This window comes from Pseudomonadota bacterium, from assembly GCA_016195085.1.
In the GTDB taxonomy this organism is placed as follows: Bacteria; Pseudomonadota; Alphaproteobacteria; order SHVZ01; family SHVZ01; genus JACQAG01.
Map to the genome: position 1 here is coordinate 16,429 of JACQAG010000031.1, position 21,253 is coordinate 37,681.

Sequence of the window (21,253 nt, forward strand, 5' to 3'; positions counted from 1 at the left end):
AAGTCCACCCCCGCTTGATCCGCGGGTCCATCTTCCGATTGCACGATGGATTGCCTGGGGAGGGTCGGGGAGGGGTGATCCTCACCCCTCCCAAAGTCCACCCCCGTCAAGCCCGGCAATGACGATTTCATAAATGATTTCGGCTAACCGGACGCCGCTCTGGAACCGGCTCAGACTTCGCTGTGCGCGAATTCCCAGTAGAGCGCCCGCGCCTTCGCGGCGATCGGGCCGGGTTGCAGATCGCGCGTCTCGACCTTGGTGCAGGGCTGCACCTTGCCGAAGTTGCCGGTGTTGAACACCTCGTCCGCATCCAGCACTTCCGGCAAAGTGACCCGCCGCTCATAGGCGGCGTAGCCGGCCTTGCGCAAGAGCTCCAGCACCCGCTCGCGGGTGATCCCGGCAAGGAAGCAGCCGTTCGGGATCGGGGTGTGCACCACGCCATCCTTGACGAAAAACAGATTGGCGGTGGCGAACTCCGCGACGTTGCCAAGGAGATCGCACATAATGGCATTGTCGAAGCCGCGCGCCTTCGCCTCGGCGATGGCCCGCCCGCTGTTCGGATAAAGGCAGCTCGCCTTCGCCTCGGTCGGCGCCGTGTCGGGCGAGGCGCGCCGGTAGCGCGAAACGCAGCTGGTGAATCCCGACGCGGGCGGCAGCGGCGATTCGTAAACCGAGAGGAAGAACCGTGTGGAGTCAGGATCGGGCTCGATCCAGCCGCTCTCCGCGTAGAACATCGGGCGGATGTAGAGCTCGGTGCATTTCGGGAACTGGCGAATGCCGTCCCAGGCGATCTCGTAGAGCTCGCCCGCGCTCAGCATCGGGCGCAAGCCCATGGTCGCGGCCGAGCGGAGGGCCCGGGCGCAGTGCCGGTCGAGGTCGGGGGCCACGCCCTCGAAGGCGCGGGCACCGTCGAAGATGACCGAGGACAGCCACGTGGCGTGGGTCATCGGCCCGAGCAGCGGCGGATTGCCTTCGACCCAATGGCCGTCGATGTAGGTCACCGATCTCATGGCTCGTTTCCTCCCGCGCGATTCTTTAAGGCCTGTCCGCGGAGCGGTCGCGTCGTTCGACGCAAAGAAGTCTATACCGACAAATCGAGCGGGGCCAAGGTCGCGTCGGCCGCGCCTATACGGTCGTTGAGGAAGCCCGGCGCACGGCCGGCATCGCCAATTGCCCGTCCGAGGCGTCCGCTGATAGCGTCGGCCCCCGCATGTCGATCGCATTTGATCCTTGGCCGCCGGTCATGGCTGGGCTCCGCCTGTTGGCGCCGGAATCCGCCCATCGGCTGACGATCGCCGCGCTGCGCCTGGGGTTGGTGCCTGCGGGAGAACCCGACGATCCAATCCTGGCGCAAACGCTCTGGGGCCGCCGGCTCGCAAATCCCCTCGGGCTCGCCGCCGGCTTCGACAAGAATGCCGAAGCGATGGCGCCGATGCTGCGGCTCGGCTTCGCGGCGGTCGAGGTCGGCACGATCACGCCCCGGCCGCAGCGCGGCAACCCGCGCCCCCGGCTGTTCCGGCTCACCCAGGACCGAGCCGTCATCAACCGGCTCGGGTTCAACAATGCCGGGATGGCCGCCGCAGCCAGGCGCCTGGCGGCGCGCGATCGGCATCAGGGCGTCGTCGGCGCCAATATCGGCAAGAACCGGGACTCCGAGGATGCGGTTGCGGACTACGTCGCCGGGGTCGAGATGCTGGCGCCGCTTGCCGACTATCTGACGGTCAATGTCTCCTCGCCCAATACGCCGGGACTGCGCCAATTGCAGGCGCGGGGGCCCTTGGACGCGCTCGTCGTCAAGGTCATGGCGGCGCGCGCTGCCGCCGTTCCCAGCAACCCGCCGCCGCTCTTCGTCAAGGTCGCTCCCGATCTGGACGAGGGTGCCTGCGCCGACATCGCCCAGGTGGCGCTGACGCGCGGCATCGACGGCATCATCGTCGCCAACACGACGCTGGCGCGGCCGGCCGACCTCAAATCGCCGTCCAGAGACGAGACCGGAGGCTTGAGCGGCCGTCCGCTGTTCCAGCCCTCGACCCGGTTGCTGGCGGACTTCCATCGCTTGACCCAGGGCCGCATGCTGCTCATCGGTGTCGGCGGGATCGCCAGCGGCAGGGATGCCTATCTCAAGATTCGGGCCGGGGCGCGGCTGGTGCAGCTCTACACCGCGCTGGTCTTCGAGGGGCCCGGCCTCGTCGGCCGCATCAAGCGCGAGCTCGCCGATTGTCTCCGCGCCGACGGCTTTGAGAGCCTCATCGAGGCGGTGGGTGCGGGCCTTCCCTCCCATCCATGAACGCGCGAGAATGAGGAAACGTCCCGGGAGTCCTTCGATCCTCCGCCACATCGCTCTCGTCTTCGTCTACGGCCTCATCGCCGTCGTAGGCGGCATCCTCGTGCCGCGGTTTCTTCCCGAAGCCGCGGGCGGGATCGCCATCGCCGGCGTGATCCTGCTCCTCGGCGCGGCGCTGCATCTCTGGATGCTCGTTACCGGCGAGCTCGACCGCCTCAGCGACCGCCTGTCGGAGATGGAGGCAGATCAACGCCAGCTCAGCAAGGAGATGGGCAAGACCAACGTCGTGGCCGCCGAGATGCGGGTGCTGCAGACGCTCTTGAAGCAGCTCTCGGCGCAGCGCGCGGCGGCGCGCCAGGAGCCGCCGGCCATTGCCCCGGCGCCGCCGGCTGCCCTGCGCGCTCCGGTCGCAGCCGAGTCCCCGGGGCGTCCGCGCAGCTTGGACGACAACGCCGTGCTCGACATCGTGCGCGATGCGCTGAACGAGGAGCGCGTCGACCTGTTCCTGCAGCCGATCGTCAGCCTGCCGCAAAGGCGGCGGCGCTACTATGAGTGCTTCAGCCGCATCCGCGCCGCGGACGGGACGCAAATCACGCCCGAGCAATATCTGGGCGTGGCCAAGCGCGAGGGCTTGCTTGCGGCGATCGACAACATGCTGCTGTTCCGCTGCATCCAGCTGGTGCGGCGCGCCCGCAAGGGCCATCTCGACATCGGCTTCGTCTGCAACATCGCCAGCCACTCCCTCGGCGATGCGCGCTTCTTCGACGAGTTCATCGAGTTCCTGGCCGACAATCCGACCTTGGCCCAGGGGCTCATCTTCGAATTCGGCCAAGACGATTTGGCGCAGGCGAGCGACCTCGCCCGGCGGCCGATCGTCAAGCTCGCCAATCTCGGCTATCGCTTCTCCCTCGACCGGGTGGTCAACACCGATCTCGACGTGCGCGGGCTGGCGGGGCTTGGCTTCCGCTTCGTCAAGATCGAGGCAAACACCATTCTAAGCAAGCTGCGCGCCGTCCCGCCCGCCCTCGACATGCAGGAGTTCCGCCTGGCGCTCGATCGCTCCGCGATCGATCTCATCGTCGAGAAGATCGAGTCAGAGGACACGCTGCGCGAGCTCCTCGACTACAACATCGATTTCGGCCAGGGCTATCTCTTCGGCGAGCCCAGACTGTCGGCCGAAGCGGCGTAGCGGCGATGACCATCGAGCTTTTGCCCGGCCTCGCCGCCGTGGCCGACGACTATGACGGCTTCATCCTCGATGTCTGGGGCGTGCTCTATGACGGCGGTGCCGCCTTTCCGGGCGTGGTTGCCTGCCTGGAAGAGCTGCGCCGGCGGGGCAAGCGGATCGTCGTGCTCTCCAACTCGCCGCGCCGGGCCGCGCTGGTCCGGACCCGCCTCTCCGACATCGGCATCGCGCCGTCGCTCTACGACTCGGTGCACACCTCGGGAGAGGAGACGCATCGGCATCTCGCCACCAGGCCCGATGCCTGGTATCGCGCACTCGGCCGGCGCTTCGTCGACACCGGCGACCCACGGCCGGGCGATATCACCGCCGGAACCGATGCCCGGCGCGTGGAGCGGGTGGAGGAGGCCGAATTCGTGCTGGCGACCATGGCGCGCGAGGATGCCAACGATGTTCATCTCTACCAGGATTTCCTCCGGCAAGCGGCTGAGCGAAGCCTGCCGATGATTTGCGCCAATCCGGACCTGACCGTCATCCATGGCAGCCGCGTCACGCTGTGCGGCGGCAGCCTCGCCCAGGCCTACGAGGCCGCGGGCGGCAGGGTGCGCTACCACGGCAAGCCGTACCGCGAGATCTACGATTTCTGTTTCGCGCTCATGGGATCGAGCGATCGCCGGCGCATCCTCGCGGTCGGCGACGGATTGCTGACGGACATTCCCGGCGCCAGGGAAGCCGGCATCGACGCGCTCCTGGTGCTGGCGGGGCTCCCTTCGCTCGAGCTCGGGCGCGAACCCGACGCCGAGGCGGTCGATCGGCTCTGCCGGGCGCACGGGGAGACGCCGCTTGCGGCGATCGATTCGCTCCGTTGGTGACGCCGCTCTTGCCACCGCCCCACCAGGGGTAGGAAGGTAATGGGAATTGGCCGGCGCTTCGGCAGGGGTTCCGCCACGCCACGCCGCCCCCATATCTTGGGCACCATTCGCTCAAATCCTCAGCTCAAGGAATCCCGCGTCATGACCGTCCCAGCGCTCACCGACGAGCTCTTCTTCACCCATGCCGGCCTCGACCGGGCCCGCGTCGAGACAATCGTCGCCGAGGCGCTGACGGGGACCGATGATGGCGAGCTGTTCCTCGAATACAGCCAGTCCGAGAGCCTTGCCTTCGACGACGGTCGGCTCAAATCCGCCAGCTTCGATGTGAGCCAGGGTTTCGGGCTGAGGGCGGTTGCCGGCGATTCCGCCGGCTATGCCCACGCCACGGAGCTGTCCGAGCCGGCGATCCGGCGCGCCGCGGAGACGGTGAAGGCGGTGCGCCGCGGCTACACCGGCACCTATACCGATGCGCCCAGGGCGACCAACCGCCACCTCTATGGCGAGATGAATCCGCTGGGGCTCGTCGATTTCTCCCTCAAGGTCAAGCTGCTGCAGGACATCGATGCCTATGCCCGCGCCAAGGACAAGCGGGTGAAGCAGGTGTCGGCCAGCATTGGCGGCAATTGGCAGGCGGTGCGCATCTTGCGCGCCGATGGGGCCAGCGTCGGCGACGTGCGCCCGCTGGTTCGTCTCAATGTGGCGATCGTGGTCGGCGAGGGCGAGCGCATGGAATCCGGCAGCTACGGCGCCGGCGGCCGCACCACCTACGACCTCTACCTCACCATCGAGCAATGGCAGAAGCATGTCGACGAAGCGCTCCGCCAAGCGCTGGTCAATCTAGGCTCGGTGCCGGCACCGGCCGGCGAGATGCCGGTGGTGCTGGGTCCGGGATGGCCGGGCGTCATGCTGCACGAAGCCGTCGGCCACGGGCTCGAAGGCGATTTCAACCGTAAGAAGACCTCCGCTTTCGCCGGCCTCCTCGGCCAGCGCGTCGCCGCCGAGGGTGTGACCGTCGTCGACGACGGCACCATCGAGAACCGCCGGGGATCGCTCACGGTCGACGATGAAGGCACGCCCAGCCAGCGCAATGTGCTGATCGAAAACGGCATTCTCATCGGCTACATGCAGGACCGGCAGAATGCGCGGCTCATGGGCATGAAGCCCACCGGCAACGGCAGGCGCCAGAGCCATGCCCATGCGCCGATGCCGCGGATGACCAACACCTTCATGCTGGCCGGGCCGCATGACCCGCAGGAGATCATCGCCGGCGTCAAGAAGGGCCTCTATGCGGTGAATTTCGGCGGCGGCCAGGTCGACATCACGTCGGGCAAGTTCGTGTTCTCCGCCTCCGAGGCCTACATGATCGAGGGCGGCAAGGTGGGCCAAGCGGTCAAGGGTGCGACCCTCATCGGCAACGGGCCGGATGCCTTGACCCGAATCGCCATGGTCGGCAACGATTTGAAGCTCGACGACGGTGTGGGCACCTGCGGCAAGGATGGCCAGAGCGTGCCGGTCGGCGTCGGCCAGCCGACTCTGTTGATGACCGGGCTTACGGTGGGCGGCACGGCGAAGGCGGCCTAGAGGCGACATCGAGGCGTGCCTCGCCATCCGAGCGGTGGCTGGTCGCCCGTGTTCTCATCGGCAACCCTGTCGGCGTTGCCATCTCCGCCCCCGCCCGTCACAATCCGGCCGGCATGCTGACCGACGCCCAAGGCCTTGCCGTCACCACCGAACGCCCCGAGACCGTCCGCGCCATCGACCGCTTCGTCGAGCAGTTCCTCGGTTATGGCAGCGATCTGAAGGGGATTCTGGAGGCGGCGGAGGCCGACCGGGATTGCGTGGTGGCGCAGGCCCATGCCGGCTTGCTGACCTACCTCATGGAGACCGGCAAAGCCGCCGCGGAAGCGAAGCCGATCCTGGCTGGCGCCACCTTGACCGCCGCCCTGGCTGGCGAGCGGGAGCGGCTCTATCTCTGGGCGGTCTCGAATTGGACCCAAGGCGAGCCGGGCCTGGCGGTCTCGGCATTGAAGGCGCTCATCAAGCGCTATCCGCGCGATCTGATGGCAGCCGCACTGGCCCAGCTCATCGAATTCACCCTGGGCGATGCCGCCGGCATGCTGCACTTCGCCGAGGCAAGCCTCGAGGCCAATGGCGAAAACGCCTATGCCCACGCCAATGTCGCCTTTGCGCTGGAGGAATGCGGCCGCCTCGAGGAGGCGGAAGCAGCCGGCCGCCGGGCGACCGACATGCGCCGGGACAATCCCTGGGCGCATCACGCGGTGGCGCATGTCATGGAGATGCAGGGCCGTCCCCAGGACGGCATCGCCTGGATGATGCCCCTCGCCGATTGCTGGGAGACCTGCAATTCCTTCATGTACACCCACAATTGGTGGCATGTGGCGCTGTTCCACCTCGACCTCGACGACCACGCGGGCGCCCTCCAGCTCTACGACCGGCGCATCTGGGGACGGGTCAAGACCTACAGCCAAGACCAGGTGAATGCCGTCTCCATGCTGGCGCGCCTCGAGCTCCGCCAAGTCGATGTCGGCGAGCGCTGGCAGGATTTGGCGAGCTATCTCGAAGGGCGGATCGAGGAGCATGTGCATCCGTTCCTGGACCTGCACTATCTCTATGGTCTCGCCCGCGCCGGACGCGACCAGGCCGCCACCCGTCTGGTGGCAAGCATCGAGGCGCATGTCGGCAAGGTGAAGCCGTTCATGCGGCCGATCTGGGAGGATGTTGCGGTGCCGCTCGCACGCGGCCTCGTCCTCCATGCGCGCGGCCAGCACGGCGAGGCGGTCTCGCACCTGGTCGCGGTGCTGGCCGAGCTGCATCGGATCGGCGGCAGCCACGCCCAGCGCGACCTATTCACGCAAATCCTGCTCGATGCTTTGATCCGGGCGGGTTACCGTGCGGAGGCTCGGGCCGTGCTCGAGCAACGCCGTCAGCAACGGCCGGGAATCCCCGCCATCGAGCGCCAGCTCGCCTCACTCGCCGCTTGAGCCCAAGAGAATCCCGATGAGCCGCGATCTTGCCCTGATGTCCGCGAGCGAGCTCGTCCGCCATTACCGCCGCGGCACCGCCTCGCCGGTCGAGGCGACGCAAGCGGCCTTGGCCGAGATCTCCCGGCACAACGAGCGCGTGAATGCGGTCTGCTGGCTCGACGACGATTCAGCGCTCACCGCCGCAAGGGAGAGCGAGGTCCGCTGGCGCGCCGGCAAGCCCATCGGCCTCATCGACGGTGTGCCGGCGACGGTGAAGGATCTGCTGCTCTCCAAGGGCTGGCCCACGCTCCGGGGCTCGCGCACGGTCCGCCGCGACCAGCCCTGGCAGGAGGACGCCCCCAGCGTGGCCAGGCTCAGGGCCCATGGCGCGGTCCTCATCGGCAAGACCACCACGCCGGAATGGGGCTGGAAGGGTGTGACCGATTGCGGATTGACCGGCGTCACCCGCAATCCGTGGAATACCGAGATGACCCCCGGCGGCTCCAGCGGCGGTGCTGCGGTCGCCGCCGCGCTCGGCATGGGTGCCTTGCATCTCGGCACCGATGGCGGCGGCTCCATTCGCATCCCCGCTGGTTTCACCGGCATCTACGGCATCAAGGCGAGCTTCGGCCGGGTCCCCGCCTATCCGGCAAGCCCGTTCGGCACCCTCTCCCATGTCGGGCCGATGACCCGCACGGTCGAGGACGCGGCCCTCATGCTGTCGGTGATCGCCGAACCCGATGGCCGCGACTGGTACAGCCTGCCCTACCAGCCCTGCGACTGGCGCACCGGGCTTGGCGGCGGCCTCAAGGGGCTCCGCATCGCCTATAGCCCGTCCTTGGGCGGCCACAAGGTCGACACCGAGGTGGCGATCCTGGTCGCGGCCGCGGCCCGGGAGATGGCCGAGCTCGGCGCCGAGGTCGAGCAGGCGGAGCCGGATTTCTCCGGTGCGGAGGATGTGTTTCGGATCCACTGGTATGCAGGTGCGGCCAATCTCATCGAAGGCATACCGGACGAGTCGCGCCAGCTCATCGACCCGGGCCTGGCCGAGATCGCCGAGGAAGGACGCCGGATCGGGCTCATCGATTATTTCAAGGCGGTCAAGCTGCGCGAGGTCTTCGGCCAGCGTGCGGCGAAGTTCCACGAGACCTACGACCTCCTGCTGACACCGACCTTGCCGATGACCGCCTTTGCCGCCGGCCACGAGGTGCCGCCGGGAAGCGGGATGTCGCGCTGGCCGGATTGGACGCCCTTCAGCTATCCCTTCAACTTGACCCGCCAGCCGGCAGCGACGATTCCCTGCGGGCTCACCCGTTCCGGCCTGCCGGTCGGGCTGCAGATTGTCGGCGCTCTTTATGACGAAGCCACGGTGCTGCGCGCGAGCCGGGCCTACGAGACCATCCGCCCGGTGCCGCTGCCGAAGCTGAAGTGACAGTCTTCCTGCACTGGCTCCTCCGCAGACTCGACTCGGCCGCGGGTGCCGTCTTCGCCGCCCTTGGCTTCGTGCTCGCCTCGCAGTTCCAGGAGTTCCTGCAGCAATACCTGCAGCGTCTGGGCGGGCATCTGGACGAGGCCCGCGCCAACTATCTGAGCCTGGTCACCGGCGGCGTCGCGCGCACCCTCGACCCGGCCTTGCGCGAGACGGTGGTGGCCGGCGCGCGGGCCCGGGTCGACTCCCTGGATCGGGCGCTTGCCGCCATTCGCGATGCCGGCCCGGTCACCCGGCCGTTCCAGCTCGTAACCCATATCGATCTCGAGATCGCGCGGGCGACCTTCGCCGCCTATCAGCCGGCCGTGCCGACCGATCCCCTCAGCCTCGCCTATGCCGCCGCCGGCCTGATTCTGGGTCTTGTGGTCTGGGAGCTGGTCAAGCTGCCGCCCGCGCTCATCTTTCGCCGTCGCCGTCTGCGCCCTGGGCGCTAATATGGCGGGCGCTAATATGGCGGGGGTCGGGCCGGGGATGTAGCGGAGGAGGTCGGCATGGAACGGGTGACACTCTACTGGCAGCCGGGATGCACGAGCTGCCTCAGGACCAAGGAATTCCTCAAGGCCTCCGGCGTCGATTTCATCTCCGTCAACGTCCATGACGATGCCGAGGGCATGGAAGCCCTCCATCGCATGGGACCGCGCACCGTGCCGGTCGTGGCCAGGGGCGATCGCTTCGTCTTCGCCCAGGTGCTGGACGACGTCGCCACCTTCCTCGGCATCGCCCATAACTCCAACCGCTTGAGCCCGGCGGCGCTGGTGTCGCGGCTGGACGGCGTGCTGAGTGCCGCCGAGCGCTATCTCCGCCAGCTTCCCGACGACCGCCTGGAAACCCTGCTGCCGCGCCGCAAGCGCACCTATCGCGAGCTCGGCTACCACATTTTCCGGATTCCGGCGGCGTTCCTGGAAGTGACCGAGGGCATCGCGTTCAGCGCCGCCAGCGCCAATCTGCTGCCCCCGGCGGAGATCAGGACCGTGGCCGACATCGTCGGCTACGGCGTGGGTGTGCATCGGGGACTCAGCACCTGGTGGGTCGGCACCGACGACCGCGAATGCCGCCGCGAGGTCGAAACCTATTACGGGCTGAAGCCCCTGCACCTGGTGCTGGAGCGCACCGCCTGGCACAGCGCCCAGCACACGCGCCAGCTGATGATGGTGCTGGGCCTCTTGGACATCGAGCCCGATCGCCCACTCGCCGCCGCCGACCTCGCCGGCCTGCCGCTGCCGGAAAACGTCTGGGACCCGGCCGAGTAGCGGCGGAAATAGCCCCCACCCCGGCCCTCCCCCGCCTTCGGCGAGGGAGGGAGTGACGATGCGCTTTTACTCCCTCCCCCACGCATGTGGGGGAGGGTTGGGGTGGGGGCTATCGGCCGGGCCGCTTCGCGCTACCGTTGTTCCCCGGCGAACCCTCGCTGCAGCTCCGCCAGGCGGTCGAGCGCCGCCTTGGGGAGCGGACCCTTCTCGGCCGCGGCCAAGGCGCCTTCGAACTGCTCGGGCGTGGCGATGCCCACGAGGATGGTGCCCATCCGCAGCTCGGAGATGGCGAAGCGGATCGCCGCCTCGGCAAGGCTCGCGGCGAATCCGGCATCGATGAGCGGCTTCAGCCGGCGCGCCCGGCCGAGATCGGCGTCATAGTCATTGGCCGAGCCGATCGGTTGCGGCGGCGGGCTCGCGATCGGGTGACGCTCCGCCGTTCCGGACAAGGCGCCGCCCGCCAGCACACGAATGCCGATGACGCCCACGCCTGAGCGCTGCGTGTGCTCGAGCAGCCGCCCATAGTCCTGGGCCGGATAGGTTCCGGAGAGCGAAGTGGCCGCCGACGGGTTCAGCATGTTGTAGACGATTTGCGCGCTCTCGAAGCGGCCGGCATCGATCACCTCTTGGAGAGACGCCGTATCGCCGACCGCGGTGATGCCGAGATGGCGGACCTTTCCCTGCTGCCTGAGCGCCTCGAATGCGGGCGCGACCTCTTCCAGCACCTGCTTTGCCGTCAGCGACTCCTCGCTCTCGGCGTGCGCGATCGGATTGTGCAGGTGGAAAATATCCACCCGCTCCATGCCCAAGCGCTTCAGGCTGCCCTCGAGCGATTTCGTCACCGCCGCACCGATGCCGCGGCGCTCGTCGGGTCCCACCCTGACCTTGGTGCCGACGACGGCGCCGGTCGCCTTCAAAGATTTAAGCGCGCGGCCGAGATTGGTTTCCGAGGCGCCATTGCCGTACTGAACCGCGGTGTCGAAGTAGGTGACGCCGGCCGCGAGCGCGCGGGCGACGGCACGCTCCTGGTCTTTGGGCGTGCCACGCACCATGAGCCCACCCACCGAGCCGCAGCCGAAGCCTAAGACGCCGAGACCAAGACCGGTGCGGCCGAATTGTCGCTTTTCCATGGTGAGCCTCCCTGCCGCGCGGCGAATAAGATGCCCCCACCCTACCCTCCCCCACCTTCGGCGGGGGAGGGTTTAGAATGCAGTGGTCATACTCCCTCCTCCGCGCCCTTCGTCGAGCTCAGGGGCGGGGGCGGGGGAGGGCCGGGGTGGGGGTGTGGCCGAGTCAGGTCCGGGTGAAGCCGGCGTTGAGCTTGGGGAACTCCACGCGGACGCTGCAGCCGATGACCATGCGGCAGTACTGATTGACCCTGAGGTCGCCGGCGATCGACAACAGGCCGAAGGCATCGACCGGGCTCACGCCTAAGCGCTCGCCCATGAGCTCCATCATCGAGCGCGTGGCGATCTCGGCCGCTTCCTCGAAGCCGGGTGCGGATGCGGTGGTGATCAGGTGATCCCTGGTCTCGAGCCAGGGCCACTCCCTGGCCTTGCCCTTCTCCAAGGATAGCCTGAGATGCACCCTGGCGCCGATCTCCACGCCGGTGCCGGAGATCTCGCCGTCGCCCATGGTCGCGTGCACGTCGCCGACATAGAAGTGCGCCCCCGGTACCCTGACCGGCAGATGCACCTTGGTGCCCACCGTGATCCGGTTGTTGTCCATGTTGCCGCCATGCCGGCCGATATAGGCGGTGCCGATGGACTCGCCCGCCGGTGCCGTCGCCATCACCCCGATCATCGGTCGCGTCGGCAATCTGAGGCCGTCGAAATGCACCTCGCCGTCGATCACCGGCAGGATCTTCGCTTCCGTGCGGTTGACCAGGCCTTGCACCAACCCAACGTTCGGCTTCACCAGAACGAAGCCGTAATCGTCGAGATCGATGCGCAGCACCTCGGCCACCACCGCATCGCCGGGCTCGGCGCCGACGATCAAAATGGGCCCGGTCGCGGGATTGGTCTTGGGGAAGCGATCCTCGAAATTGGGCGCCGTCTTCGGCTCGTCCTCCGGGCGCTTCAGCTTGCCGGTGCGCGCATCATGGGTCTCGACCATGACCTCGCAGGGGGCATCGACCGCCAGGCGCGGCGTTGCGGCGCGGTCGAAGCCGTAGACGACGGTGCTGCGGTCGAGGTGGTGGATGGGGAGCGGCATGTCAGCCGGACTTTCCTGGGGGTGGGTTTCGGGAGGGGATGGGGACCATCCCCTCCCCGGCTCTCCCCAGGGGTGGGCCGGCGCCGGTGCGCTCGAGGATGAGCTTGTAGTGCTCCGGCCGCCGGTGGAGGGCGAAGTTGAAGATCGAGGTCTTGTAGGCCGTGCAGAGATCGAGGTCGCAGCGCGCCACCGCGAGCTCGTCGCCGAGCGTGGTGCATTGGGCGACGATTTCGCCCGAGGGCGCGATGATGCAGCTCTGGCCGATCTGATCGACCCCCTCCTCCACCCCAGCCTTGGCGACACCGACGACCCAGGTGCCGTTCTGGTAGGCGCCGGACTGCATGACCAGGTGGTTGTGGAAGGGGCCCAGATCGTCGGTCTCCGGCATCGCCGGATTGTGCACCGGCGTGTTGTAGCCGAGCACCACCAGCTCCACGCCCTGCAGGCCCATCACCCGGTAGGATTCCGGCCAGCGCCGGTCGTTGCAGATCATCATGCCGACCTTGCCGTCGAAGGCCTTCCACACCGGGAATCCCAGATTGCCCACCTCGAAGTAGCGCTTCTCCAGATTTTCGAAGGGAGAGTTCGGACGCCGATCGGTGTAGCCCGGCAGGTGGATCTTGCGATACTTGCCGATGATGCGTCCGTCCTTGCCGACGAGCACCGCAGTGTTGAAGCGGCGCTTCTTGCCGTCCTCCAGGGCCAGCTCGCAATAGCCCAGATGGATGCCGATGCGATGCCGCGTTGCCGCCTCGAACAAGGGCTGGGTCGCCGGGCTCGGCATCTCCCGCTCGAAATAGCTGTCGAGCTCGTCCTCGTCCTCGATCCACCAATGGGGGAAGAATGCCGTCAACGCCGCTTCGGGATAGACGATGAGATCGACGCCCATCTTGGCGCCCACGTCCATGAGCTGCATGAGGCGGCTCACCACCTCCTGCCGGCTCTCGCTCTTGGCGATCGGCCCGAGCTGGGCCGCCCCTACGGTCACGATCCGCACCATGCTTGCTCCTCGCGTGCGCTTAGAGATGTTCACCACGGAGACACGGAGAATGGAGAGTTCACGCAGAGGGCGCTGAGGCCGACGCAGAGGCCGCAGAGGGAAGATTTCAGTGCCGCGCATAGCGCGGCTCAAGCGATTCTTACCTCCGCGACCTCGGCGCTCTTCTCAGCGAACTCCGCGGTTCAATCTTCCGCCGTGCCCTCCGTGTCTCCGTGGTGCGTTTTCTTTGCGTCCCGTCACTACACCCCTAGCGCGTAGCCATCGCGCCTGGGATCGGCACCACCGGTCATCGCCCCGGTCGCCTGATCGATGGCCACGCCATGCATGCCGCCCACCTTCATGGTGTAGTCCTCGAGCGTCTTGATGTCATGGCCGCGCTTGATGAGCTCGCTGCGGACCTTCTCGGGGACGCGCGCCTCGCACCAGGCCTCGCGACCATCCATGAGCCGGAGCCTAGGCGCATCGATCGCATCCTGCAGCGGCTGCTTGAAGTCGACATGCTGCACCAGGGCCTGCACCTGGGTCTGGCAGATGCCGTAGCTGCCGGGCGTGCCCAGCGCCAGCACCGGCTTGCCGTCGCGGGTCGAGACCGAGGGCGCCATCGGCAGAGCGAGCGCCCCGCCGCCTCGCATGTAGTTGGTGCCCTTGGGATTGAGCTCGCCCCAATAGAGGAAGTTGTTGAGGGCGACGCCGCTTCCGGGCAGGACGACGCCGCAGCCGAAGCCGGCGCCGAGGCTCTGGGTGATGCAGACGACATTGCCCTCGCGGTCGGCGACCGAGAACGAGGTCGTATGCTCGCGGTCGACGCCGGCCAGCGCCGGCTCGGCTTCCGGAAATTGCTCGGCCGGTCCCGCGATCGGCATGCCGTCGCGAACGCGTGCACGCAGCCGCTCGATGCTGCCATTGCCCATGAGCTCGGCCAGCTTGGCGACAGGGGGGTTGTTGTTGTTGATGCGCTCGATGCCGGCAAGCCGGATCGCGCGCATGACCGTGTCGATGTGCTCGACGCCGTTCTGCTCGAGCGTGCCCAGATCGAAGCCGTCCAAGATCTGCAGGGTCATCAAGAATTGAAACCCTTCCGAGGGCGGCGGCAGGGTGTGGACCTTGAGCCCGCGATACGGGGCGACGAGCGGCTCGAGCCACACGGGCTCGGCATTGGCGAAATCCGTGTCGGTCAAGACGCCGCCCAACTTCTGCACATGCCGGACGATCTCGCGGCCGAGCTTCCCGCCATGGAGATAGCTCGGGCCCTCGGCCGCGATCGCCTCGTAGGTGCGGGCGAGATCGGGCTGCTTCAGGATGTTGCCGGCGGGCATGCCGCCCTTGCCGTCGGTGTAGGTCTTGAGCCAATCGCCGTAGAAGGCCTTGTAGCTCTTCAGCTCGGCATCGGCTTGGGCGATATATCCGGCATTGTTCTCGGTCACCGGGAAGCCGTCCCGCGCCAGCTCGATCGCCGGCTGAAAGATCTCGGCCAGCGGCTTCGAGCCATGGGCGCGGACCAGCTCGCACCATCCGGCGAGATTGCCGGGTGTGGCGATCGCCATCGGCCCGCGCGCCACATCGGAGCGCTTCAGTCCCTTGGCGTTGAACTTCTCCGGCACGCGTGTGATGAAGTCCAGCGTGCGCACCCGCCGCTCCTTCGCCACATAGCAGGTCGCCATGCCCATGCCGGCCAGCCCCGACATATAGGGCTCGACCACGTTGAGGGCGGCAGCAACCGCGGCGATGGCATCGAAGGCATTGCCGCCGGAGCGCAACAGGCGCACCCCCGCCATCGAGGCGTGCGGATGCGCCGAGGCCACCATGCCTTTGATCGAGCTGATCGTGGGACGTTTACCCGCCATGCTGCTTCCTCGTCTTTCTCTTGGGAAATACCTCTCCAGGGCGCTTAGACTGGCACGCGGCCGGCGGGCGAGGCTAGGCTTTCCAAGGAGCAAGGGTGCGGGCGCGTGGCTATTCCACAGCCTGAAGCGCGTACCGCCGGCATTGGCGCCCGGCGCCCGGCCTCGCGCTTGCCAGAGGCCGCCGGGCCGGTCCAAAGTCCCGCCCTCTCCGCCATCCCTTCCCAACGAGCCCCCATGACCGAACCCTGCGATCTTGCTGCCGTCGAACTGCGCCGTCTCATCGGCACCAAGGCGCTCTCGCCGGTGGAGCTCTTGGAAAGCTGCCGCAAGCGCATCGATTCCGTGAACCCGACCGTGAACGCGATCACCGCCACCTGCTGGGGGCGCGCCGAAACCGAGGCGAAGCTGGCCGAGGCAACCGCGATGGCCGGGGAGGATCTGGGGCTCCTGCACGGATTGCCCCTCGGTGTGAAGGACCTGAACGAGACCGAGGGGCTCCGGACCACCTGGGGCTCGCCCATCTTCAAGGACCATATCCCGGCCAAGGACGAGCGGATGGTGGCGGCCTGCCGGGCGGAAGGTGCGATCGTCGTGGGCAAGACCAACGTCCCGGAATTCGGCGCCGGCGCCAACACCAACAACCCGGTCTATGGGCCGACCGGCAATCCCTTCGATCCCAAGCGCATCTGCGGCGGCTCGTCGGGCGGCTCGGCGGTGGCACTCGCGACCTCGATGCTGCCGATCTGCACCGGCTCGGACACCGGCGGCAGCCTGCGCATTCCAGCGGCGTTCTGCGGCGTCGTCGGCTTCCGCCCGTCGCCCGGCCTGGTCGCAACCGAGCGCCGGCCCTTGGGCTGGAGCCCGCTCTCGGTGCAGGGACCGATGGGTCGCAACGTCGCAGATACCTGTCTCTTGCTGGCGGCCCAGGTCTCTTCCGACAGCCGCGATCCCTTCGCCGGTCCGGTCGACCGCAACGACTTCCTCGGCCTCATGCCTTGCGACCTGGCGCAGCTCCGGGTGGCGGTGACCGAGGATTTCGGCTTCTGCCCGGTCGATGACCGCATTCGCTCGACCTTCCGCCAGCGCATCGATCGGATCCGCCCGGTGTTCAAGACCTGCGATCAGGCGACCCCGGATATGGGCCGCGCCGATGAATCCTTCGAGATCCTGCGCGCCGTGCAGTTCCTGGCCGGGCAGAAGGAGAACTACGAGAAGCGCCGCGACCAGCTCGGCCCCAACATCATCGACAATTACGAGGAGGGGCTGCGCTATTCCGCCGCCGACGTCTCCTGGGCGCATGCCGAGCAGACCCGCATCTATCGCCGGGTGCAGACCTTCTTCGAAGACTATGACCTCATCCTGTCGCCGACCGTGGCGGTGCCGCCCTTCCCCTGGACGCAGCGCTACGCCGACACCATCAACGGCAAGCCGACGCGCACCTATTTCCACTGGCTGGCGCTGACCTATGCCATGACCTTGACCGGCCATCCCGCCATCTCGGTTCCCTCGGGCCTCGAGCCGACCGGGACACCCTTCGGGCTGCAGGCGACCGGCCGCGCCCATGGCGATCGGGCGTTGTTGCGGGCCGCACTGGCCTTGGAGGCGCACTTCGCCGGCGATAGGGAGCTGGCCCGCCCGCTGCCGAACCTGAAGACGCTGGCGAAGAAACCGTGAAGCACATCGCCATCGCCCGCTTCGGGCATGAGGGCAATTCCTTCTCGCCGGTCGAGGCGACGCTGAAGGACTTCCAGGACGGCGAGTGGGCCGTCGGCGAGGAGGTGCCCCGCCACTATCGCGGCAGCAACACCGAGATCGGCGGCGCGGTGAAATTCCTCGACATCCAGCCCGGCTGGAAGCCGACCTGGCTGCGCTCGACCTTCGCCTCGCCGTCGGGCCCGCTGGCGAAGGGAGTCTATGAGACCATCCTGGATGAGATCCTGGACGGGCTCCGCGCCCGGCCTTGGGATGCGGTCTACCTCGCCCAGCATGGGGCGCTCAACGCCCATGGTCGGCCCCATGCGGATCTCGATCTCCTTCGTGCGGTCAGGAGCGTCATCGGCGAGACGCCGCTCGGGGTCACCTACGATCTGCACGCCAACGTGACCCAGGAGCAGGCCGACCTCATCGACATCTCCGTCGGCTACAAATGCCATCCGCACACCGATATGGCCGAGTGCGCGGAGAAGTGCCTGAAGCTGCTCCTGCGCAAGGTCGCAGGCGAGATCCGCCCGGTCGCGCGCGTGGCGAAGACCGGCACCATCCTGCCCAGCATCAATGCGCGGACCACCGACGGGCCGATGGCCTCGGTCGCCGCCTTCGCCCGCGCGATCGAGGCGAAGGAGGGGCTGCTCGATGTCACGCCCTATCACGGCTACGCCTATGGCGACAGCCAAGCGGCCGGCGCCTCGGTCCTGGTGTTCGCCGACGGCGACGCGGCGAAGGCCGAGAGCGCCGCCCGCGATGTGGCGGCCAAGATGAACGAGATCCGCGATGCCTTGTTCGTCAGCCTGCCCAGCGCCGAGGCGGGGATCGCCCGCGCCATCGCCGCCGCCAAATCGGGCAAGGGCCCGGTGGCGGTCATCGATGCGGCCGACCATCCCGGTGCGGGCGCCATCGGCGATACGCCGGAATTCTTCCGCGCGCTGTTGGCGGCAAGACCGTCGGTGCCTGCGGCCTTTGTGTTCTTCGCCGATCCGACGACCGTCGCCCGCGCGCATGAAGCCGGTGTCGGCGGCCGCCTTGAGGCCAAGCTCGGCGGCCGGCTCACGCCGCTCTTCGGACCGCCGGTGCCGGTCGTGGCGCGCGTCGTCACGCTGACGCAAGGCCGCTTCACCAATGTCGGCCCCGTGCAAAACGGACTCGAGACCAATTTCGGCCGCACCGCCGTGCTCGAGGTGGATGGCATCAGAGTGGTCGTCAGCGAGACCTGCCGCTCGGTGACCGACCCCGCCTTCTTCCGGCTGCACGATATCGATCTCGCCAAGCTCGGCGTGCTCGCGGTCAAGGCCAAGAACCAGTTCCGCGCCGCCTTCCGCCAGGTGTTTTGCGAGATGATCGACATCGACACGCCCGGCCCCGCCGCGCTCGATTTTGCGGCCATGCCCTGGCGCATCGCCGACCGCACGCTCTATCCCTTGAACCGACGGGCGGGCTAGGTGCCGGACCATGACCGAGCACGCGGACTTTCTCGTCATCGGCGCCGGCATCGCCGGCTCGTCGGCGGCCTACGAGCTGGCGGCGCTCGGCAGCGTGATCGTAGTCGAGCGCGAGGCGGCACCGGCCTATCACACGACCGGGCGCTCGGCGGCTCTCTACACAGAGACCTATGGCAACCGGGTCATTCGCTCGATCACCAGCGCCAGCCGCGACTTCCTCGAGGCACCGCCGCCGGGGCTGGTCGATCATCCCGTGCTGACCCCGAGAGGCACCTTGCTGATCGGGCGCAAGGATCAAGAGGCGGCACTCGACGCGGCCTTCGCCGAAGCCAAGCGCACGGTCGAGGACGTACACCGCATCGACGAGGACGAGCTGCTGCGGAAGGCGCCGATCTTCCGGCGGGGCTATGCCGTCGGTGCCGTGTGGGAGCCCGCCTCCCGCGACATCGACGTGCACGAATTGCAGCAAGGGTATCTGCGCGGCATGCGGGCCCGCGGCGGAAGGCTCGTCGTCGATGCCGGCGTCGAGCGGCTCGTGCGCAACGGCAAGACCTGGACGGTCGAAACCCATGCAGGACGCTTCGAGGCGCCGGTGGTGGTGAATGCCGCGGGCGCCTGGGCCGACGAGATCGCCACGCTCGCCGGCGCCCAGAAGGTCGGGCTGGTGCCGAAGCGGCGCACCGCCTTCACCTTCGACGTGCCGGCGGCGATCCGGCTCGACGCGATTCCTGCCGTCATCGATGTGGACGAGACTTGGTATGTGAAGCCCGAAGCCGGGCGCTTGCTCGGCAGCCCGGCGGATGAGACCCCCTCGCCGCCCTGCGATGCGCAACCCGAAGAGCTCGACCTCGCCGTTGCGGTCGACCGCATCGAGCAGGCGCTGACCTTCAAGGTGCCGCGCTTCCACAGCAAATGGGCGGGCCTGCGCTCCTTCGTCGCCGACAAAACGCCGGTGGCGGGCTTCGCCCCGGAAGCGCCCGGCTTCTTCTGGCTCGCCGGCCAGGGCGGCTACGGCATCCAAAGCTCACCGGGCATGGCCCGAATCGCCGCGGCACTCGCCACCGGCAAGCCCCTGCCGAACGACATCGCCGCCGCCGGCGTCACCGAAGCGGACCTGGCTCCGGATCGAAAGGCGCTGCGTCCGTCATAGCCACGGCCGCATCGCGGCCACGGCAGCGATGCCGCAGACGACCGCCAGCAGCTCGTGACCAATGAGGCGGAGGGCGGCGAAGGTGACGGCGACGCCGAGGAAAAAGGGCGGCCCGCCGCTGAGCGTCGCCGGAGCGACGATGGCGATGATGATGGCACCCGGAATCTCCTTGAGCCAGGCCTCGAGCCAGTGCCCGAGCGGCATGAAGCGCATGAGAAAGAAGCCGCCGGCGCGGGTCACGTAGGTCGCGAGCCCCATGCCGAGGATGGTGAGGAGCACCTCAGGGTCGACCGACACGCGCCAGCGCTCCAACGATGCTGCCGGCGAGTGCCCCCAAGAGCACATGCGCATAACCCGGCAGCAGCAAAGAGGTAGCGACGGCAACGGTTCCGGCGACCGCCCAGGGCAGGAGATCGGCGCGGCCGCGGCGGATCCCGGAGAGGATCGGCACGGCAAAGCCGACGAGCATGAAATCGAGACCCCACGCCTTGGGATCGCCGATGAAGGTGCCGGCACCGTAGCCGACGGCGCTGCCCGCGAGCCAGCCCCCATACATGACCACACCCACGCCGAGGAGGAAGGCGCCGTCGCGCCGGCCGGCGTGATACTCGCGCATGGCGAGCGACCAGTTGCCGTCCGAGAGAAAGAACAAGGAGCCATAGGCTTTGAGGAGAGGCAGCCGGCCGAACCACGGCCGCAAGGCCACACCCATGAGGATGTGGCGGGCATTGACGGCAAAGGCGGCGAAGACCAGAGCAAAGACCGGGAGCGGCCAGCCCCAGAGCTGGAGCGCCACCAGCTGCGAGGTGCCGGCATAGACGACCGCGCTCATGATGAGGGCTTCGGCCAAGCTGAGGCCGCCTTTCAGCGCGAGCGGCCCATAGGCAAGGCCGAAGAGGAAGCTGCTGATTCCCCAGGGCACGCCTTGGCCGAGCCCGTTCACGAAGCCAGCCCGGCCGAAGCCGATCACCGGATCGCCGTTGGCTGTCGCTCCCATGGCTTCCTAACCTGTTAAGAGGTTACAAGGTAGGTCACTTGCCGAGACGCGGTCAACTCCTATGATGGTTAGAAGAACCATGACGCGCCACAGATGAGCACGGCCGGGCCACGGGCAAGCGAAGTCAAGCTGGTGGGTGGCGCCCTTTGCCTCGACCTCGTCAACACGGTCGGTTGGCGAATGCGCGCGGGGCCGGAGGACTGGGAGCGGCTCCGCGACTATGACGATCTCCTGGATTGGAGCGTTCACGCCGGCGCGCTCGGCGCATTCGAGGGAAAGCGCCTCAGTCGCTTGGCGAAGCGGCACCCGAAGGAAACCGAGGCGGCGCTGGCCCGCGCCCGTGCGCTGCGCGAGGCGGTCTATCGCATCCTCATGCGCTTGATCGACGGGTTGTCGCCGACCGCAGAGGACCTGGCGATCATCAATGCCGAGCTCGCCCGAGCGCCGACGCGCCGGAGCCTGGTTCGATCCGGCGCGCGCATCGGATGGGATGCTCCGGCCGATTCCGACCGGCTCGATCGGATGCTCTCGCCCTTGGTCTGGTCGGCGGCCGATCTCATGGCAAGCCATCGCACGCAGCGCGTCAAGCAATGCGGCGGCGAGGGCTGCGGCTGGCTGTTTGTGGACGAGAGCCGCAATGCCAGCCGCCGCTGGTGCTCGATGGAAAGCTGCGGCAACCGCGCCAAGGCAAAGCGGCACTATGCGAGGCATCGCGGCAAAGAGAATGGACGATGATGCCCCCACCCCATCCCTCCCCCACGCTTGCGCGTGAGGGAGGGTGATCGAAGCGAGCGTCTATTCCCTCCTCCACCGTCCTCGGTGGGGGAGGGT

Annotated in this window: 19 protein-coding genes; 12 read left to right on the forward strand and 7 right to left on the reverse strand. The window is 67.8% G+C overall.

Annotation, left to right across the window (positions count from 1 at the left end):
* Window positions 1–170 precede the first annotated feature (170 nt).
* Window positions 171–1,010, reverse strand: a complete 840-nt coding sequence (locus HY058_09330; GenBank protein MBI3497488.1) for a branched-chain amino acid aminotransferase — start codon at window positions 1,008–1,010, stop codon at window positions 171–173.
* Between the two features lie 200 nt (window positions 1,011–1,210).
* Between HY058_09330 and HY058_09335 the strand changes: the two genes are divergently transcribed.
* The 8 genes from HY058_09335 (at window position 1,211) to HY058_09370 (ending at window position 10,062) form a co-directional block, all read left to right on the forward strand.
* Window positions 1,211–2,287, forward strand: a complete 1,077-nt coding sequence (locus tag HY058_09335) for a quinone-dependent dihydroorotate dehydrogenase (GenBank protein MBI3497489.1) — start codon at window positions 1,211–1,213, stop codon at window positions 2,285–2,287.
* 10 nt (window positions 2,288–2,297) lie between these two features.
* Window positions 2,298–3,473, forward strand: a complete 1,176-nt coding sequence (locus HY058_09340; GenBank protein MBI3497490.1) for an EAL domain-containing protein — start codon at window positions 2,298–2,300, stop codon at window positions 3,471–3,473.
* A 5-nt stretch (window positions 3,474–3,478) separates the two neighbouring features.
* Window positions 3,479–4,339, forward strand: a complete 861-nt coding sequence (locus tag HY058_09345) for a TIGR01459 family HAD-type hydrolase (protein MBI3497491.1) — start codon at window positions 3,479–3,481, stop codon at window positions 4,337–4,339.
* Between the two features lie 141 nt (window positions 4,340–4,480).
* Window positions 4,481–5,920 carry a metalloprotease TldD gene (gene tldD, locus HY058_09350; GenBank protein MBI3497492.1) on the forward strand — a complete coding sequence of 480 codons (1,440 nt, stop codon included), beginning with the start codon at window positions 4,481–4,483 and terminating at the stop codon, window positions 5,918–5,920.
* A gap of 113 nt (window positions 5,921–6,033) precedes the next feature.
* A complete protein-coding gene (locus HY058_09355) occupies window positions 6,034–7,341 on the forward strand; it encodes a tetratricopeptide repeat protein (protein MBI3497493.1) in 1,308 nt (435 codons plus the stop codon).
* A gap of 16 nt (window positions 7,342–7,357) precedes the next feature.
* Complete coding sequence (locus HY058_09360) at window positions 7,358–8,755, forward strand: amidase (GenBank protein ID MBI3497494.1); 1,398 nt, start codon at window positions 7,358–7,360, stop codon at window positions 8,753–8,755.
* On the forward strand, window positions 8,752–9,246 hold the full coding sequence (locus tag HY058_09365) for a DUF2937 family protein (protein MBI3497495.1): 495 nt from the start codon (window positions 8,752–8,754) through the stop codon (window positions 9,244–9,246). Before HY058_09360 ends, HY058_09365 begins: the two co-directional genes overlap by 4 nt.
* 57 nt (window positions 9,247–9,303) lie before the next feature.
* Window positions 9,304–10,062 (forward strand): glutaredoxin, encoded by a 759-nt coding sequence (locus HY058_09370; GenBank protein ID MBI3497496.1) that lies wholly within the window; start codon window positions 9,304–9,306, stop codon window positions 10,060–10,062.
* A gap of 131 nt (window positions 10,063–10,193) precedes the next feature.
* Here HY058_09370 and HY058_09375 read toward each other — a convergent pair whose 3' ends face one another.
* The 4 genes from HY058_09375 to HY058_09390 form a co-directional block, all read right to left on the reverse strand.
* Window positions 10,194–11,192, reverse strand: a complete 999-nt coding sequence (locus HY058_09375; protein ID MBI3497497.1) for an aldo/keto reductase — start codon at window positions 11,190–11,192, stop codon at window positions 10,194–10,196.
* Between the two features lie 163 nt (window positions 11,193–11,355).
* On the reverse strand, window positions 11,356–12,276 hold the full coding sequence (locus tag HY058_09380; protein MBI3497498.1) for an acetamidase/formamidase family protein: 921 nt from the start codon (window positions 12,274–12,276) through the stop codon (window positions 11,356–11,358).
* 1 nt (window position 12,277) lies between these two features.
* Window positions 12,278–13,276, reverse strand: a complete 999-nt coding sequence (locus HY058_09385; GenBank protein MBI3497499.1) for an N-carbamoyl-D-amino-acid hydrolase — start codon at window positions 13,274–13,276, stop codon at window positions 12,278–12,280.
* Between the two features lie 239 nt (window positions 13,277–13,515).
* Window positions 13,516–15,120 carry a gamma-glutamyltransferase gene (locus tag HY058_09390; protein ID MBI3497500.1) on the reverse strand — a complete coding sequence of 535 codons (1,605 nt, stop codon included), beginning with the start codon at window positions 15,118–15,120 and terminating at the stop codon, window positions 13,516–13,518.
* 234 nt (window positions 15,121–15,354) lie between these two features.
* On the opposite strand from HY058_09390, the gene HY058_09395 reads away from it, so the two are divergent.
* Genes HY058_09395 through HY058_09405 form a run of 3 tightly spaced genes read left to right on the forward strand, consistent with a single transcriptional unit; the run spans window position 15,355 to window position 19,425 of the window.
* Window positions 15,355–16,794 carry an amidase gene (locus HY058_09395; GenBank protein MBI3497501.1) on the forward strand — a complete coding sequence of 480 codons (1,440 nt, stop codon included), beginning with the start codon at window positions 15,355–15,357 and terminating at the stop codon, window positions 16,792–16,794.
* Complete coding sequence (locus HY058_09400; protein ID MBI3497502.1) at window positions 16,791–18,275, forward strand: M81 family metallopeptidase; 1,485 nt, start codon at window positions 16,791–16,793, stop codon at window positions 18,273–18,275. The genes HY058_09395 and HY058_09400 overlap by 4 nt, the downstream gene beginning before the upstream one ends.
* A 10-nt stretch (window positions 18,276–18,285) precedes the next feature.
* Window positions 18,286–19,425 carry an FAD-binding oxidoreductase gene (locus HY058_09405; GenBank protein MBI3497503.1) on the forward strand — a complete coding sequence of 380 codons (1,140 nt, stop codon included), beginning with the start codon at window positions 18,286–18,288 and terminating at the stop codon, window positions 19,423–19,425.
* On the opposite strand, the gene HY058_09410 is transcribed toward HY058_09405, so the two are convergent.
* On the reverse strand, window positions 19,420–19,722 hold the full coding sequence (locus HY058_09410; GenBank protein MBI3497504.1) for an AzlD domain-containing protein: 303 nt from the start codon (window positions 19,720–19,722) through the stop codon (window positions 19,420–19,422). The two genes, HY058_09405 and HY058_09410, sit on opposite strands and share 6 nt — an antisense overlap.
* Window positions 19,706–20,422, reverse strand: coding sequence for an AzlC family ABC transporter permease (locus HY058_09415; GenBank protein ID MBI3497505.1), 717 nt, complete (start codon window positions 20,420–20,422; stop codon window positions 19,706–19,708). The genes HY058_09410 and HY058_09415 overlap by 17 nt, the downstream gene beginning before the upstream one ends.
* 93 nt (window positions 20,423–20,515) lie before the next feature.
* Here HY058_09415 and HY058_09420 point away from each other — a divergent pair, with 93 nt between their 5' ends.
* Window positions 20,516–21,157, forward strand: a complete 642-nt coding sequence (locus tag HY058_09420) for a CGNR zinc finger domain-containing protein (protein ID MBI3497506.1) — start codon at window positions 20,516–20,518, stop codon at window positions 21,155–21,157.
* The last annotated feature ends 96 nt before the right edge of the window (window positions 21,158–21,253 follow it).